Source organism: Rhodococcus sp. EPR-134, from assembly GCF_001647205.1.
GTDB classification, from domain to species: domain Bacteria; phylum Actinomycetota; class Actinomycetes; order Mycobacteriales; family Mycobacteriaceae; genus Rhodococcus_F; species Rhodococcus_F qingshengii.
This window is the reverse complement of the sequence record NZ_LVCT01000499.1, coordinates 1-15051: the sequence shown is the minus strand read 5'-3', so window position 1 is coordinate 15051 and position 15051 is coordinate 1. Positions and strand designations below refer to the sequence as shown.

15 protein-coding genes are annotated in these 15051 nt (G+C 62.0%); 10 read left to right on the top strand and 5 right to left on the bottom strand.

Annotation, left to right across the window (positions count from 1 at the left end; all coding sequences use genetic code 11):
- The 3 genes from A2J01_RS22915 to paaI form a co-directional block, all read left to right on the top strand.
- On the top strand, positions 1-751 hold a 751-nt coding region (locus A2J01_RS22915), incomplete at its 5' end, for a MaoC/PaaZ C-terminal domain-containing protein (protein ID WP_269455336.1).
- A 6-nt stretch (positions 752-757) separates the two neighbouring features.
- The gene (locus A2J01_RS22910; RefSeq protein WP_003943191.1) at positions 758-1069 is read left to right on the top strand and encodes an EthD family reductase; all 312 of its coding nucleotides are present in this window, start codon (positions 758-760) and stop codon (positions 1067-1069) included.
- 66 nt (positions 1070-1135) lie between these two features.
- Entirely contained in the window at positions 1136-1504 is a 369-nt protein-coding gene (gene paaI, locus A2J01_RS22905; RefSeq protein WP_047269444.1) for a hydroxyphenylacetyl-CoA thioesterase PaaI, read from the top strand.
- A gap of 18 nt (positions 1505-1522) precedes the next feature.
- On the opposite strand, the gene A2J01_RS22900 is transcribed toward paaI, so the two are convergent.
- The gene (locus A2J01_RS22900) at positions 1523-3313 is read right to left on the bottom strand and encodes a CocE/NonD family hydrolase (RefSeq protein WP_064113655.1); all 1791 of its coding nucleotides are present in this window, start codon (positions 3311-3313) and stop codon (positions 1523-1525) included.
- Positions 3314-3394: 81 nt separating this feature from the next.
- Positions 3395-3841 carry a cupredoxin domain-containing protein gene (locus A2J01_RS22895; RefSeq protein ID WP_042446430.1) on the bottom strand — a complete coding sequence of 149 codons (447 nt, stop codon included), beginning with the start codon at positions 3839-3841 and terminating at the stop codon, positions 3395-3397.
- Between the two features lie 272 nt (positions 3842-4113).
- On the opposite strand from A2J01_RS22895, the gene A2J01_RS22890 reads away from it, so the two are divergent.
- Entirely contained in the window at positions 4114-4476 is a 363-nt protein-coding gene (locus A2J01_RS22890; RefSeq protein ID WP_042446474.1) for a hypothetical protein, read from the top strand.
- Between the two features lie 7 nt (positions 4477-4483).
- Positions 4484-5623, top strand: coding sequence for a cation:proton antiporter (locus A2J01_RS22885; RefSeq protein WP_030536077.1), 1140 nt, complete (start codon positions 4484-4486; stop codon positions 5621-5623).
- Here the strand turns inward: A2J01_RS22885 and A2J01_RS22880 are convergent.
- Complete coding sequence (locus tag A2J01_RS22880; protein ID WP_064113654.1) at positions 5607-6368, bottom strand: DUF2127 domain-containing protein; 762 nt, start codon at positions 6366-6368, stop codon at positions 5607-5609. The two genes, A2J01_RS22885 and A2J01_RS22880, sit on opposite strands and share 17 nt — an antisense overlap.
- 75 nt (positions 6369-6443) lie before the next feature.
- Here A2J01_RS22880 and A2J01_RS22875 point away from each other — a divergent pair, with 75 nt between their 5' ends.
- The 3 genes from A2J01_RS22875 (at position 6444) to A2J01_RS22865 (ending at position 10175) form a co-directional block, all read left to right on the top strand.
- Positions 6444-7250 carry an alpha/beta fold hydrolase gene (locus A2J01_RS22875; protein ID WP_064113657.1) on the top strand — a complete coding sequence of 269 codons (807 nt, stop codon included), beginning with the start codon at positions 6444-6446 and terminating at the stop codon, positions 7248-7250.
- 118 nt (positions 7251-7368) lie between these two features.
- Positions 7369-8742 carry a 4-aminobutyrate--2-oxoglutarate transaminase gene (gene gabT / locus A2J01_RS22870; RefSeq protein ID WP_030536079.1) on the top strand — a complete coding sequence of 458 codons (1374 nt, stop codon included), beginning with the start codon at positions 7369-7371 and terminating at the stop codon, positions 8740-8742.
- Positions 8739-10175 carry an aldehyde dehydrogenase family protein gene (locus A2J01_RS22865; RefSeq protein ID WP_007730582.1) on the top strand — a complete coding sequence of 479 codons (1437 nt, stop codon included), beginning with the start codon at positions 8739-8741 and terminating at the stop codon, positions 10173-10175. Before gabT ends, A2J01_RS22865 begins: the two co-directional genes overlap by 4 nt.
- On the opposite strand, the gene A2J01_RS22860 is transcribed toward A2J01_RS22865, so the two are convergent.
- Complete coding sequence (locus A2J01_RS22860) at positions 10151-11683, bottom strand: PucR family transcriptional regulator (RefSeq protein WP_231915880.1); 1533 nt, start codon at positions 11681-11683, stop codon at positions 10151-10153. The two genes, A2J01_RS22865 and A2J01_RS22860, sit on opposite strands and share 25 nt — an antisense overlap.
- A 163-nt stretch (positions 11684-11846) precedes the next feature.
- Between A2J01_RS22860 and A2J01_RS22855 the strand changes: the two genes are divergently transcribed.
- On the top strand, positions 11847-13286 hold the full coding sequence (locus A2J01_RS22855) for an amino acid permease (protein ID WP_064113652.1): 1440 nt from the start codon (positions 11847-11849) through the stop codon (positions 13284-13286).
- 121 nt (positions 13287-13407) lie between these two features.
- Complete coding sequence (locus tag A2J01_RS22850; RefSeq protein ID WP_064113656.1) at positions 13408-14532, top strand: GGDEF domain-containing protein; 1125 nt, start codon at positions 13408-13410, stop codon at positions 14530-14532.
- 1 nt (position 14533) lies between these two features.
- Here the strand turns inward: A2J01_RS22850 and A2J01_RS22845 are convergent.
- On the bottom strand, positions 14534-15051 hold a 518-nt coding region (locus A2J01_RS22845; RefSeq protein WP_156519367.1), incomplete at its 5' end, for an EAL domain-containing protein.

The window sequence follows — 15051 nt, the reverse complement described above, 5'->3', positions numbered from 1 at the left end:
GGTCACTGCCGACACCGACATCGCACGTCGACTGGTGCTGGGTCTCGCAGCTTTTCACGGCAGAGTGCTCGTGCTGAACCGCGACGACGCCAAGGAATCCACCGGCCACGGCTCTCCCCTTCCAGTCCTCGTACACGGCGGTCCCGGCCGTGCCGGCGGCGGTGAGGAGCTGGGTGGCATCCGCGGAGTTCTGCACCACATGCAGCGGACCGCCGTACAGGGCACACCCGACGTCCTCACCGCAGTCGGCGAGCGCTGGTTCACCGGATCGCAGCGCACGACCGGATCCGAACATCCATTCCGAAAGAGTCTCGCCGAGTTGAAGATCGGTGACACTGTTGTCGGCGGTCCGCGCCAGGTCACACTCGCAGACATCGATCATTTTGCAGAGTTCACCGGTGACACCTTCTACGCTCACACCGATCCGGTGGCCGCTGCGGCGAATCCACTCTTCGGCGGCATCGTCGCGCACGGCTATCTTGTTGTCTCACTCGCTGCGGGCCTGTTCGTCGACCCGGCTCCCGGCCCGGTTCTCGCGAACTTCGGCGTGGACAGCCTCAGGTTCCTGACTCCGGTCAAAGCCGAAGACAGCCTGACGGTCACCCTCACAGCCAAGACCATCACACCTCGCAGCAGCGCCGACTACGGTGAGGTTCGTTGGGACGCCGTGGTGACGAACCAGGACAACGATCCGGTCGCGACATACGACGTCCTGACTCTGGTAGCCAAGACTCGCCCCGAAGGGAATTGAAAGCACATGACCTATCGAGTAGCAGTGTGTTACGGACGCCCCACCGATCCGGAGGCTTTCGACAAGTACTACAACGAGATCCACGTCCCGCTCGCCAGCGCAGTGCCAGGGCTCTCGGACTTCACGTTCAGCAAGTGCTCGACGCTGGACGGCTCCGATCCAGTCTTCTATGCCGTCGCCAACCTCGTGTTTCCCGATCTCGAGACGATGCAGAGCGGCCTGAAGTCCCCGGAGATGGGCGCCGCTGGAAAAGATGTCGCAAACTTTGCCACCGGCACGGTCGACATGTATGTCCAGGAAGTTGTCTCGGTCCTCTAGACCCCTGCAATTTCCCGATCACACAGGAGTTGTCTCGTGAGTACAGGAAGCATCACCGCCAGAGAGATGTTCGACGCGGACCAGGCATCGCAGGCACTCGGTATCGAGATTTCCGAGCTGGCGCCCGGTAGCGCAACCGTGACCGTCACCGTGGGCGAAACCATGGTGAACGGTCACGGAATCACACACGGCGGTTATGTTTTCCTGCTCGCGGACACCGCGTTTGCGCTCGCCTGCAACGGCTACGAGGATTCAGCCGTTGCAGCGCGCGCGGACATCAGATTTCTGCGTCCGACCCGTCTGGGCGACACCTTGACCGCGGTCGCCACCGAGAAGGCTCGAGGCGGCCGAAGTGGGATCTACGACGTGACCGTTCGCAATGGCGACGCCGTCGTGGCCGAGTTCCGCGGCGACAGTCGCACCATCACCCGCTGAAATTCAGCCCACGGTGTATCAGCCCACGACGGGAAGTTCGAGGGGGCCGGACCCGTCGGCGAAGATCGCCACCGGCATACCTTGCAGTCCCCCACGGAAACTGATGTCGCCACCGGTGATTGCCAGACGAACGGAATGCCCCGGTTCGAATCGGTGCACTATCGCCGGCATCGTCACCGGCACCGGCTGCGACGGATCACTGATGCGTATGGGCGCAATGAGTCCGTTGATCAGCGAGGAAGTTCCGTCCGGAGCCACGTCGTAGAGTTTCGCGAACACCACCGGCTGTCCGGGCGCCGCAACACGCAGCGTCACAGTGGGAGCTCCCACCACGTCCATAGCCTCGGTCATCGGCGCAGTGGTCCAGAGCGCCTCGGTTCCCGGAATCTGTGCATTCGGAATGTTTCCGGCCGGATTGATATTGAGTGGCTCTACGCCCGTCGGCAGCCCAGCCGGTGCGGTGACGATCGTCTTCGAACCCGGTATCACCGGCGTGCCGTCCGGTAGCAGTCCCCCGTCAGCGGACAGATGGAAGGCGCGAGCGGTCCCGACATCGACGGTGTCGGACGTCGCGTAGGCCGGTGCCGCGTTTCCCTCGTAGTCGATCCAGTTGCGGAAATACGCGAATTCCGGTCCGGTCTCGGTGTTCTCGTCTTTGAGGTAGTGATCGAACCAGTCCATGAAGCGACCGGTCTCGTACTGGGTATCCTCGTCGGGTGCGGAGAAGCTGAACTCGCCCGGCGCAGCGGCCAAGTGGCTGTGCCCCCACGAATGCCAGATCATCTTGGCATCGACGCCACGATCCTTCAGCGCGTCGTAAGTCGCGGTTGCCTCGTTCAGATCGAACAGGGTGTCCTGTTGCCCCTGAGCAAGCAGTACCGGAATGTTGATCCGGTCGACGAACGACGAGACCGACGACGCTCGGAGCTCACTCACTACTTGCGGTCCGATATCGCCGGTCACCACTGCCTCGGCGATCGCGTTGCACATGTAAGGGACGTAGTTCGGGCAGCCGGGTAGCCGTGCGGGATCTGCGATGTAACCGTCCACACCGGGATTCGCGATGCCCGCGCCGAAGAGCAGCGATGCAAAGAGCACCTTCGCTGCTCCCGGCTCCGCAGTCGACACTCCGGAGATGGTCCCGGTGCTGTTGGGCGCCAGAGAATACGAGAGATCGTTCCAGGTGATCATGGGGATGATGGTGTCGATGCGGGGATCGACACTCGCGGCGGCGAATTGAATGCCGCCGCCGTAAGAGCCACCCGTCATTCCGACCCGCGGGTCGTTCGTCGACGGTGCACCGGTGTGATCGACGGAGTCCTGAACGACCGTGGTGAGCGCCGGATAGGGCTGCGTCAGAGCCTGATCCGTGAAGGCAATCCCTTCTTGGCCGCCGAGGAAGCTGACCAACTGGGAAGCGGCGACACCGTCGTATGCGGGAGAGTCGAGTGTGATCTTGCAACTCGTGCCGCCGAAACCCAATCCCGAATACGTCAGTCCGACATACCCGTTCTCGGCGAAGTTCTGCAGGGCAGGAATCTGGTCCTTGTACGAACCGCCGAACCCGTTGGTGGTCAGGATCGCGGGAGCTGGGTTGTCAGCGTCGACACCATCGGGAACAAAGAGTTCACCGACGACGGTGCACGGCGTCGAGAGTTCAGGCCCGACATCGACCGAGAAGTACAGCAGCTGTGACGAATACGAGCCGTTCGGTGAATCCGCGAGCGCCGGCGGCGAAAAGCCGAGGGCGCAAACCACGAGCGTGACGACACTGATCGCAATTCTCCGGCGCACCTGAAAACCGTACACCCGGATCTGTTCTCCACCAGCCTGATCGGCTGCGCGCCGCCGAAGTTTCCGGAGCAAAAGCTACGCCGGACGGGCCGACCTCTACTTGACCGTCAAGGTGCCGTGCATGCTCGGGTGGTAGGTGCAGTGGAACGTGTACGTTCCAGGCTCGTTCGGCACCGTGATGGTTTCCGTCTCACCCGCTTCGATGTCCTCGTTGAACAACCCCGCGGTATCGGACGTGACCGAGTGCTCGACGGTGTCGTTGTTCTGAATGGTCAGTACCTGTCCGGGCATCACCGACTCCGGCGTCGAGTATTCGAAACCGCTGATCACGATTCCCATCGACGACGCTCCCGGCGTCGACATACCCAGAGGCATGCTCGGCATCGACATACTGGTCGGCATGCTGGTCATCGGCATACTGGTCATCCCCATGCCGTCGTGATCGGCCGAATCGTTGTCCGACGAATCGTTGTTGTCACTGCACGCGGTCAGTGCGAACACCGCCAGGATCAGCGCTGCGAGCACTGCGAGAATCCGCTTCATTGCTTCGCCTCCTGCTCGTTCCCCCGCAGTCTGCTGATTACCCGCCGCCTAGGGGGCCAAACAGCTCCGATGTGGTGCCTGCGGCGCTGATAGTGCACGATTTCTGCACCAGCTCCACTCGCGGACCGACACTGAAGGAAACAGCACAGATGGTCAAGAGCAAAACGTCGAAGGCAGCCCAGCCGAAGGCGTCGAAGGCAGCGCAGCCGAAGGCTCCCAAGACAGCAGAGCCGAAGGTAGCCGAGAAGGCTCCCGCCGTTCTCTGGAAGGACCTGCCGGACGAGCACGACTACCCGGCAGCCCGCGATTACCTCCAGTTGGGCGCGACGCCGGTTCAGGTCCAAGCTCTCGTGTACGCCCTCAAGACGGCGACGCTGGTCTCGAAGAAGGCCAAAGACATCCTGCGGGCTGCTGGGCTCCCTCTGCTTCCGGTCGACAACCCACACGTTGCTGCCGACCTGTTGAAGATCCGCAAGGGGATCGCGCTGTCGCCGATCCTGCTGGTGCAGGGAGACTTCCGCGCCGGAGTACCGGCGCAGATCGCCGACGGCTACCACCGTGTCTGTGCGAGCTACCACGTGGACGAGAACACCGCCATCCCCGCGAAGATCGCACCCTCGACAGTTAACTCGTAGGTCGTCGATGACCTTCGGCATCCTTGCCCTCGTCGCGCTGGCCGGCATTCTCGGCCCGCTGCTCGGCGCTCGCGTCAGCTGGCATGTCCCCGTGGTGGTCGGCGAACTTGCCGCGGGCGTCGTCTTCGGTGTCACCGGTTTCGGGCTGCTCGACTCTTCGGACCAGACTTTCACGTTCCTGGCCGATATCGGATTCGCGCTCACGATGATGGTGGCCGGCTCACACGTCCCGGTCCGCGATCCGGCAGTCCGTGCGGCAATCGGCAAGGGTGCCGTTCGCTCGGTTGTCGTCGGACTTCTGTCGGTTGTTGCCGGCTACGGTGCGGCGACGGCATTCGGCACCGGTCACGCCGCGCTGTACGCGGTCCTGATCGCGTCGTCGTCCGCGGCGTTGATTCTCCCCATCGTCGATTCGCTGGGGCTCGGTGGAACCTCGGTTCTGCAGATGACTGCCCAGGTCGCGATCGCGGACACCGTCTGCATTGTTGCGCTGCCTTTGGTGATCGATCCGGACAATGCCCCTCGTGCCGGTGTCGGCGCACTGGCTGTGGCGGCGTGTGCGGTTGCCTTGTTCTTCGTACTGCGAGCCTTCCACCGGTCCGGCCATTGGCGAAGGCTCCACAAATTCTCGGAGAAACGAAAGTTTGCACTCGAACTCCGGATCAATCTGGTGATCCTCTTTTCTCTGGCAGCGCTGGCGTCGAGCACTCACGTGTCGATCATGCTCGCGGGCTTCGCCTTCGGGCTCGTTCTTGCCGCGATCGGTGAACCCCGCCGCCTCGCCAAACAGCTCTTCGCCATCACCGACGGCTTCTTCGCTCCCCTCTTCTTCGTCTGGTTGGGAGCGGCGATCAATCTGCGCGACCTCGTCACCCATCCGTCCGCCATCTGGCTCGGATTGGTCTTGGGCGGAGCAACTCTCGTGGTTCACGCCGCGATACGCGCCCTCGGTCTCCCGCTCCCTCTCGGCGTGCTGTCCGCCGCACAACTGGGAGTACCGGTTGCCGCAGTTACGGTGGGCACTCAATTGGGGGTGATGGGCGACGGTGAACCCGCAGCCATCCTCCTCGCCGCCATGATCACGATCGGTGCAGCAACGCTGGCGGGTGCTGCCGCGTCGAAAGCTGGTCTCACGAAGCCTGCTTGACCGCGGCCCTCTCCACCGTCAGCAAGCTCTCCTCCGAATGTTCGGCGTGATACGCCGCGCCGCCGCCGCGGACACCGAAGAGTCGCTTGCTCCAGATCAGCCATACGACGGCAGCGATGTTCACCAGCAGCAACCCGGCCCTCAACCACGTGATCTTCTCGGTCAATTCGTAGATTTCGAGGGGCAGGAACAAGTTGGTCGCCACCACCGCGAAGTACTCGCCCCAGCGTTCGACCATCCACAGGCCGACTGCCTCGATCACTTGAAGGCCGGCGTAGACCAACAGCCCGACTGCGATCCAGGTGAGCGTCGTAACGGACAACGAAAACGCCTGCTCGATGTGATGGACCAGTTTGGAATCGTCGATGTTCCAGCCCAATTGACGGGCAAGTGGCCTGATCAACGGCAATTCGTTCTCGAAGGCGTCCTCGGCGCGACCCTTCGACGATCTCAGTTCGAACACACCGATCGCCAGAAGAACCAAACCCAGAGCGCGGAACATTCTCTCGGTGGCAAGAAGTCGCATGATCAACCGGTCGCGAAGCAGCCTCCCCCGCGGAACCTCGGGGGCGGCGTCCGCCGGTCCCGATGCTCGGGGCGCTCCCGGGACGAAGTTGCCGCAACGTAGGCACCGCCACGCCTGACCCACCGCAGTATCCACATGTAGTCGATCCCGCAGCTCAGGTTCGTCCGGAGCGTAGGTCTCGTGACCGTGCCAACTGCACGAGCGCAATGCGAAGTCCACGGGTGAACTCTATGCCGCATATGCCCGGTAGCGTGGATACCCGCTGACCGTGCACTTCGAACGATGAGGATTCCGATGACAACCACCAAGATCGAAACCCGGCATGGCGTCATGGCAGTCGACGACAGTGCCACCGACGGTTTTCCGGTTGTCTTCATCCACGGGAACTCGGCCAGCCGCTCCATCTTCCGTCATCAGGTCGACGCCGACTGGGCCGGCGACTACCGCATGATCACTCTGGACCTACTCGGCCACGGCGACTCCGAGGACGCGAGCGATCCCGAAGCCGCATACACGCAGAACGGTTACGCCGACGCCATCGTCGATGTTCTGACCGAACTCGGCGTCGAAAGAGCCGTTGTCGTCGGCTGGTCGCTCGGCGGACACATCGCTCTCGAGTTGATCGCGAAATTCCCCGGGCTCACCGGAATCGTCATCACCGGTACGCCGCCGACAAATCCCGAGACGCTCGGCGACGCCTTCAATGCCGGCGACGGATTGTCCATCGGCGGCACCGAGGTCATCACCGCGCAAGAAGCCGAACTCTACGCACGAATGACCGCCGTTCCCTTCGAGCAGGCTGCCCTCGACGCCGCGATACGCACAGACGGACGCGCTCGCAAGATCATGTTCGACGCATTCGGCGCCGGCCGCGAATCGGATCAGAAGGCTCTGGTTGCAACGGCGTCTGTGCCTCTCGCGGTGATCGACGGCGCCGAGGACCCGTTCGTGAACACGTCGTATGTCGCGTCGTTGACCTTCGCGAATCTCTGGGAGGGCACGTATCACGTGATTCCCGGTGTGGGGCATGCAGCGTTCTGGGAAGCCCCTGAGGTGTACAACCCACTGTTGCAACGATTCCTCGGCAGTTTCGCACAGTAACCTGCTGGACAACCTGCTGGACGCGGCGTCCTATGAGATAGAAGCCACTCGACAATCCGGCCATGTCCGGATCATTCATCGCCGTCCTACAGTTCGGAAAACGACTGGAGGCACTGCGATGACCATTCTCGAGCACGGCACGGAAACGTGCATCGGTGGACCGACCCTTCCCCAGATACGACGCCTCGTCACCGAAGTGCCCGGCCCCAACTCGCGCGCTTTGGCAAAGCGCCGGAGCGCCGCACTGCCGGCCGGGCTGACCAGCGGATCCAGCATTTACGTTGCCGCAGCGGGCGGAGGAGTTGTCGTCGACGTCGACGACAACTCGTTCATCGACTTCGGCAGCGGCATCGCCGTGACCACCGTCGGAAACAGTGCGCCGCGCGTGGTCGAACGCACCACGCGCCAGCTCGGTCAGTTCACCCATACGTGTTTCCTCGCAAACCCCTACGAGGGGTACCTCGAGGTCTGCGAAGCGCTCAACCGCCTGACCCCGGGAGATCACGAGAAGCGAACAGCGCTGTTCAACACCGGCAGCGAAGCGCTCGAGAACGCCGTGAAATACGCACGTGCCGCCACCGGTCGCCCGGCAGTTGTCGTCTTCGACCACGCATTCCACGGTCGCACGTTGATGACCATGACGATGACAGCCAAGAACCAGCCGTACAAGGCCACATTCGGCCCGTTCGCACCAGAGGTCTACCGGGTTCCGATGGCATACCCCTACCGTTGGCCGAGCGGCCCCGAAAACGCGGCCGACGAAGCATTCGCCCAGTTCCGTCTTGCGATCGACACTCAGATCGGCGCCGAATCGGTAGCCGCTGTGGTCGTGGAACCGATTCAGGGTGAGGGCGGTTTCATCGTTCCCGCTCCGGGATTCCTGAAGCGAATCTCGGAATTCTGCCGTGAGCGCGGCATTCTCGTCGTCGCGGACGAGGTCCAGACCGGTATCGCACGAACCGGATCCTGGTTCGCCAGCGAGAGTGAGGACTTCGTCCCCGACATCATCACAACCGCAAAAGGTCTCGCCGGCGGAATGCCACTCGCCGCCGTGACCGGCCGTGCCGACGTCATGGACGCCGCGCATCCCGGTGGTATCGGCGGTACGTACAGCGGCAATCCCGTTGCCTGCGAGGCCGCCCTGGCAGTTTTCGAGACGATCGAGATGGAAGGGCTCCTCGACCGCGCCAAGGACATCGGCGACATTCTGACCACAGGTTTGTCCGAAATCGCTTCGGACACAGACATAATCGGCGACATTCGTGGACGCGGCGCCATGATTGCAATCGAACTCGTCCACGACGAGGACAAGGCTCCGAATCGCGAGGCCGTCGCCCAGATCGTCAGCTACGCCCACACGCACGGTCTCCTTCTGCTCACCGCCGGCACCTATGGAAACGTCGTCCGTTTCCTCCCGCCGCTGAGCATCTCCGACGAGTTGCTGACCGAAGGACTCGGTATTCTTCGCGACGCTGTGGCCGCAGTCCGATGAGCGTCGCAGTGCGCAGCTTGATCGGCGGAGCTTGGGTCACGGGCAGCGACGGCACACTGACGGACACCAACCCGGCCCGTCCCGACGAGGTTGTCGCCACCGGAGGCCGCGCCGGTGCCTCCGAAATGGCGACCGGTGTTCGCGTCGCCCGCATCGCCGCGAATGACTGGGCCCGCCTGCCGATGTCCGCACGCGGCGCATACCTCACTCGCGCAGCGGAAATCATCGAATCCAACGCTGAGGCCTGGGGCGAAGAACTCACCCGCGAAGAAGGGAAAACGCTGGCCGAGGGTATCGGAGAGGTGCGCCGCGCAGCGCAGATTCTGCGTTACTACGGCAACGCCGCCGACCGCGAGACCGGAACGGTGTATTCCTCCCCACGTAGCAGCGAGCAGATTCTCGTCACTCGCAAACCTCTCGGCGTGGTAGGCGTCGTCACGCCGTTCAACTTCCCGATCGCGATCCCGGCATGGAAGATTGCGCCTGCCTTGGTGTACGGAAACACCGTCGTCTGGAAACCGGCTGCCGCGGTGCCCCTTCTGGCCTTCCGTCTCGCGCAGGCACTGACCGAAGCGGGCCTACCCGACGGAGTCCTGAACATGATCCTCGCCGACAGCGCGGCCGGTGAAGCGCTGGTCGATCACCCGGACCTCGACGCCGTCACCTTCACCGGTTCCACCGGCGTCGGCCGAAAGATCGCGGGATCTGCTGCGGCGCGCGGAGTTCCGGTACAGGCGGAAATGGGTGGAAAGAACGCAGCCGTCGTACTTGCCGACGCAGATCTCGAGCTTGCGGTCGAGCAGGTGATGCTGGGCGCATTTCGGTCAAGCGGCCAGAAATGCACGGCCACTTCACGTCTGGTGCTCCATGAATCCATCGCCGAGGAATTCCTGGCCAGGCTGACCGTTGAAGTCAAGCAACTGAGAGTCGGAGATCCACTCGATCCCGACGTCACGACAGGTCCCGTGGTCAGCGCATACGCGCAGCAGTCGATCATCGAGGGGATCAATCGAGCCGTCGACGGCGGCGCCAGGGTTGTGGCCACCGCCGAAGCGCCGCAGTCGGGCTACTACGTCCAACCGACAGTGCTGGAACTACCGTCGAGCACCGAACTGTGGTTCGAGGAACTCTTCGGCCCGGTACTGGCGGTGCAGCGGGCAGCAACAACCGCAGACGCATTCCGCTTGGCGAACGAGGGCGAATTCGGTTTGTCCGCAGCATTGTTCACGCAAGACCTGACCAGTGCACTTGCCGGTGTCGACGATCTGGACGTGGGGATCCTGCACGTCAATTCGGAATCGGCGGGCGCTGATCCCCACGTACCTTTCGGCGGTGCGAAGAGGAGTGGATACGGGCCCAAGGAACAAGGCGACGCGGCACGAGAGTTCTTCACTCACACCACCACCGTCTATCTCAGGGGCGGCCGAGCGTGATCTGAATTCGATTCCGCCTGCAGCAGTTCACGAGCTTTGAGTGCGATCCACAACTCGGACCGGGTGTGGGCGGAATCGAGATCTCGGCCGATCAACTCGGCAGCCTTGTCCATGCGGTTACGCAGCGTGTGCCGGTGAACACCCAATTGCGCTGCAGCGGACTCCCATTGACCATTGTGGTGCAGGAACGCTTCGATCGAGTCCACCAGACGGGAACCGTTCTCGGCGTCGTAGCCTTCCAGCACACCGAGACCACCGGCCGCGATCGACTGCAGAACTTCGCTCGACTGCACACTCAACAAGAGACTGAAAGTCCCGAGCTCCGAGAACGGAACGAGCGTGTGTCCTTCGACCTGCCCCACTTTGGCAGCAGAGACGGCCTCGCGCAGACTGGCCGCAACACCGCTCATCGGCCGGACGCCACCGATTCCACCGTTGATACTCCGGCGTGAATTCTCCCGCACTCTCGCGTACACACTGCGTGTGACCTTCTCCGCAACTTCACTTTTCACGACGAACCACACACCGGTTCCGTCAGTCAGCGGGGCCAACAGGTACGGCACCGACTCTTCTTCCAGGGCCGCTGAAGTGATGTCGGTGGCCGCAAGCAAAGGTCCGACATCGGTCAAGGCGGTTGCCACCACCGTGGTTTCGGATTCGAATCCGAAGTACCGCAACAGACTTTCGTCGACGTCACCGCCGGCCTGGCGCACCATCGTCGTAACGGCCAACCTCAGCCGCTGTTCGGCATCGACAACCCGCAACGGCTTGGCAAGCTCGATGGTCAACAGCGACACCGTGTGGCCCACCAACAATCGCTCGGACTGATCCAAGGCGGCCTCGGACGCCACGGCCAGCGTGCCGCTCACAGCAAGGCGGTGAATGGCCAGGTGGCCGTCGTCGTCCACCACGATCCGGCTGCGCTCCTTACCTGATCGCTCCCTGATGCGTTCGGGCAGAGACGAACTCGCACCTTCCGTCAGAGCCAGCACCGCGCCGTCCCGATCGAGAACACAGACTGCTGCGTGAACGGCTCGACCCAGGGCAGTGATCAGAGCCGGCACCCCGTCGAGCAGGGCACGCGCCAACTTCTCCTGCGCGTCGACCACCGCCTGCACCGTTCGTATCTGGTCGGCAGTCAGTTCGTCGATCACGGCCCGCGAAATGGCGATGAACGGCGTCTCCTTGGCGACGGAAAGCACGGCAAAACCCAGTTCGTCGCCGGCCTTGATGATCGCGTCCGGCACCCTCTCGTGGACGGTGCCGGTGTCGAACGCCAGTGCCACCGCACCAGTCTGCGCGATGCGCTCGACGTACTCGTATTGCTTTGTCGCCGAACGCGGTAGATGCAGCCCCGTCGTCATGACAAGCTCTCCACCGGCGAGCCAACGGGTCGGATCCTGCAATTCGATTGCGTGCGCCCAGCTGATCGACAGATCCACGTCGTCGTGACCGGCAACGATCGTGAGGCCGAGCGAGGTGGTGGCCGCCAGGCGCCGGACAGTCATCGGCATTACCGGAACCTCCGAGGGCAGTGAATAGAAAGGCAGTGGACAGAACTGACAGTTTCCAGTTCAGATTTGTACATCAAGTCCATGTTCTGGATCACACGATGAGCTTAGCGTCTCTCCGAAAGAACTGATCGCGTCATGCAATAGGAGCTGAGCCCAGATGCCCGACAGCAGCACCGAAACAGCCGAAGCCGCCAGCGTTCATTCGACACTCGAAACAGGCTTGAAGAAGCGCCACCTGACCATGCTTTCCATGGGCGGCGTCATCGGCGCCGGTTTCTTCGTCGGTCTGAGCGGAATCATCAACCAGGCCGGCCCCGGCGCAGTCATCACGTGCGCGATCTGCGGGATCATCGTGTTCCTGGTGATGCGCATGCTCGGCGAAATGGCCGTGGCCAAGCCGTGTACGGGATCGTTCACCGAATACGCCCGCATGGCGTTGGGCGACTGGGCGGGTTTCACCACTGGCTGGCTCTACTGGTATTTCTGGGTGATCGTCGTCGGCATCGAATCCGTCGTCGGAGCAACCTTGCTCTCCCGGTGGATCCATGGTGTCCCGCTCTGGCTCATGTCAGCGGTACTCCTGTTGGTGATGACCGGGGTCAATCTTCTCTCCGTCAGCAACTTCGGCGAGGCCGAGTACTGGTTTGCGGGTATCAAGGTCGCCGTCATCATCGGCTTCATCGTGCTCGGCAGTCTGTTCGTCTTCGGCATCTGGCCCGGCAGTGAAGTCGATTTCAGCAATCTGACCGGCCACGGAGGATTTCTGCCGAACGGCTTCACCCCCGTACTGGTGGGCGTTGTCGCCGTGATCTTCTCCATGACCGGAGCCGAGCTTGTCACGATCGCCGCAGCGGAATCCGCCGAACCCGCCGGAGCGATCAGGCGGGCCACGAACACGGTCGTCTTCCGCATTCTCGCCTTCTTCGTTGTCGCCACCTTCCTCCTCGTGACGATGCTGCCGTGGGATTCGTTCGTCGTCGGCGATTCTCCGTTCATCTCCGCACTCGACCTGCTCGGAATTCCCGGCGCCGCCGACATTCTCAATCTCGTGGTTCTGGTCGCGGTGCTGTCCTGCCTCAATTCCGGCCTGTACACGGCGTCACGGATGCTCTTCGCACTCTCCGTCTACAACGACGCGCCGGCCTGGATGACACGGACCAACAGCCGCGGCGTGCCGGTGAAGGGCGTACTCGCCTGCACCGTGGCCGGGTACTTCTGTATCGCGGCCGGCTACATCTGGCCGGATACGATTTTCTTGTTCCTCGTGAATTCGTCGGGCGCAATCTGCTTGTTCGTTTACATCCTGATCTGTGTATCCGAACTACGCCTCCGACGCCGATGGGAACGCGAAAGCCCCGAGATTCTGAAATTCCGTGTCTGGTTGTATCCCGGCCTGCCGATAGTGGTCACTGGTCTGATTCTCGTGATCCTGGTGGGAATGGGTCTCAACGAACCCACGCGCGCGGAATTCGTCCAAAGCCTGGTCGCGCTGGCGGTCATCCTCGCCGCTTACGGCGTGAGAAAGTCTCGTACGCGAAAAGTCGGATCGTTCGCGACCGCCTCGAACAACGCACACAGCAGTTCGAAGAAGGCTTGAAACAAGCATCGAGTAAGCGCTCGACTCGATAATTGAACCTCTTCCCCGAAAAGAGCCGATCCGATGGAAGCGGTCGAACATAGATTTTCTCTTTACCTAAATTCAAGGCAAAATGGACAGCATGCCGAGCCCTGTCATCGCCTCCGAGGGGCACAGTTCTTGGCGAACACTTCACGAATGGTTCAACGAACCACACGACTACGAGTGGATAAAGCACCAGAGATCCGGCCGGGCAATCATTCCGATCTTCCGAACCTTGCTCGGAATGATGACGATCATCTTCGGACTGTCCGCTTTCTACAAATTGATCGGTCCGGATACGCCGCCGACCACACCCGGCAAAGCTCTTTCGATTTTCATGATCTGTACGTGTGTGGGAATCGCCGCATGCTGGTTCACACAACCGTTTCCCGGACGCCGGGGGTTGCTTGCATTCGGAATATTCGCAGATCTCGGGATCGCGGCTGCCGTCCTCCTGGTGCCGGATCGCTCGTCCGGGACGTTCGGTTGCATCGTCTTCGCGGTCACCGGAACCTTTGCGACGCTTTTTGTCAGCGCAAAGTGGCTTGTCGCTCATGTCGTTTGGTCGACGACCGTCACGACTACCGTTTTCGTTCTTGCATATCTGGAAGGCGACGTCGATATCACGACGCTTCTGGCCCGCGGCACCGTTCTTTTCGGAGCTGTCACACTCGTTCCCATTTTTGCGCACCTGACTTGGCGCACTCTCTACCGCGATGCCCAGTATTCGGACCGGGATCCCCTCACTGGACTGTTCAACCGTCGGGGACTGGAAGGGGCAGTCGGCGATCTCTTCGAGAGCGCCCGAGACGATTCTTCATCTCTCGCCTTCATCGTCGTCGATATCGACAAATTCAAAACGGTGAATGATCTTCACGGTCATGCCGAAGGCGATCATGTCATCAGGAGAACCGCGAACCGATTGAGCACACATCTCGGCGAACGCGGAGTCATCGCTCGAACCGGCGGGGAAGAATACCTGGCCGTCATCGCCGGCAATCCCGAATCGACAACCCTGTTGATCGAAGGGATAAACGCGGCGCTGTCGGATTGTTCCGACGCGATCCCCACAACGGTGAGCGTCGGAGCGGTGATGATGACCGCCGAATCGAAGGCGTGGAGCGGCGGTGCTTCCGCAATCCTGGCGGCGACAAATGTCGCGGATTCGATGATGTATCAAGCGAAAGCGGCAGGCGGTAATACGATCCGCTCGGCTCAGATCTGATTCACAGCCACGTAAGTGGGTGGACGCTGCGCCCAGTTTCCGTGTCCGTCGCGGCAAGATACACATCGACGCGCTCAGCGGTCAGAGCCTTGCTGATGTGGTAACCCTGGACCAGGTCACACCCGACCCACTGGACGCGGCGGAACTGCTCGATGGTCTCCACGCCCTCGGCCAACGATTTCATACCGAGGGCCGCGGCCAATTCGACAATGGACTTCACCACGGACATCTTCGGATCGTCCGAGTCGGTGACCAGCATGCGATCGATCTTGAGAACGTCGATTGGAAGTCTCTGGAGCGTGGCAAAGGACGAATAGCCGGTGCCGAAATCGTCGAGTGCGACGGTGACCCCGAGCTCACGCAGCTTGTAGAGATCCCGGATCGCGCGATCGTCCACAACACCTGTCTCGGTGATTTCGAGCTGCAGCAGTTGCGGAGGCAAGCCCGAATCCGTCAGCGCTTTCTTCACCATCGCACCGAACTCTCGCGACACCAACTGCACTGGTGAAACATTGACCG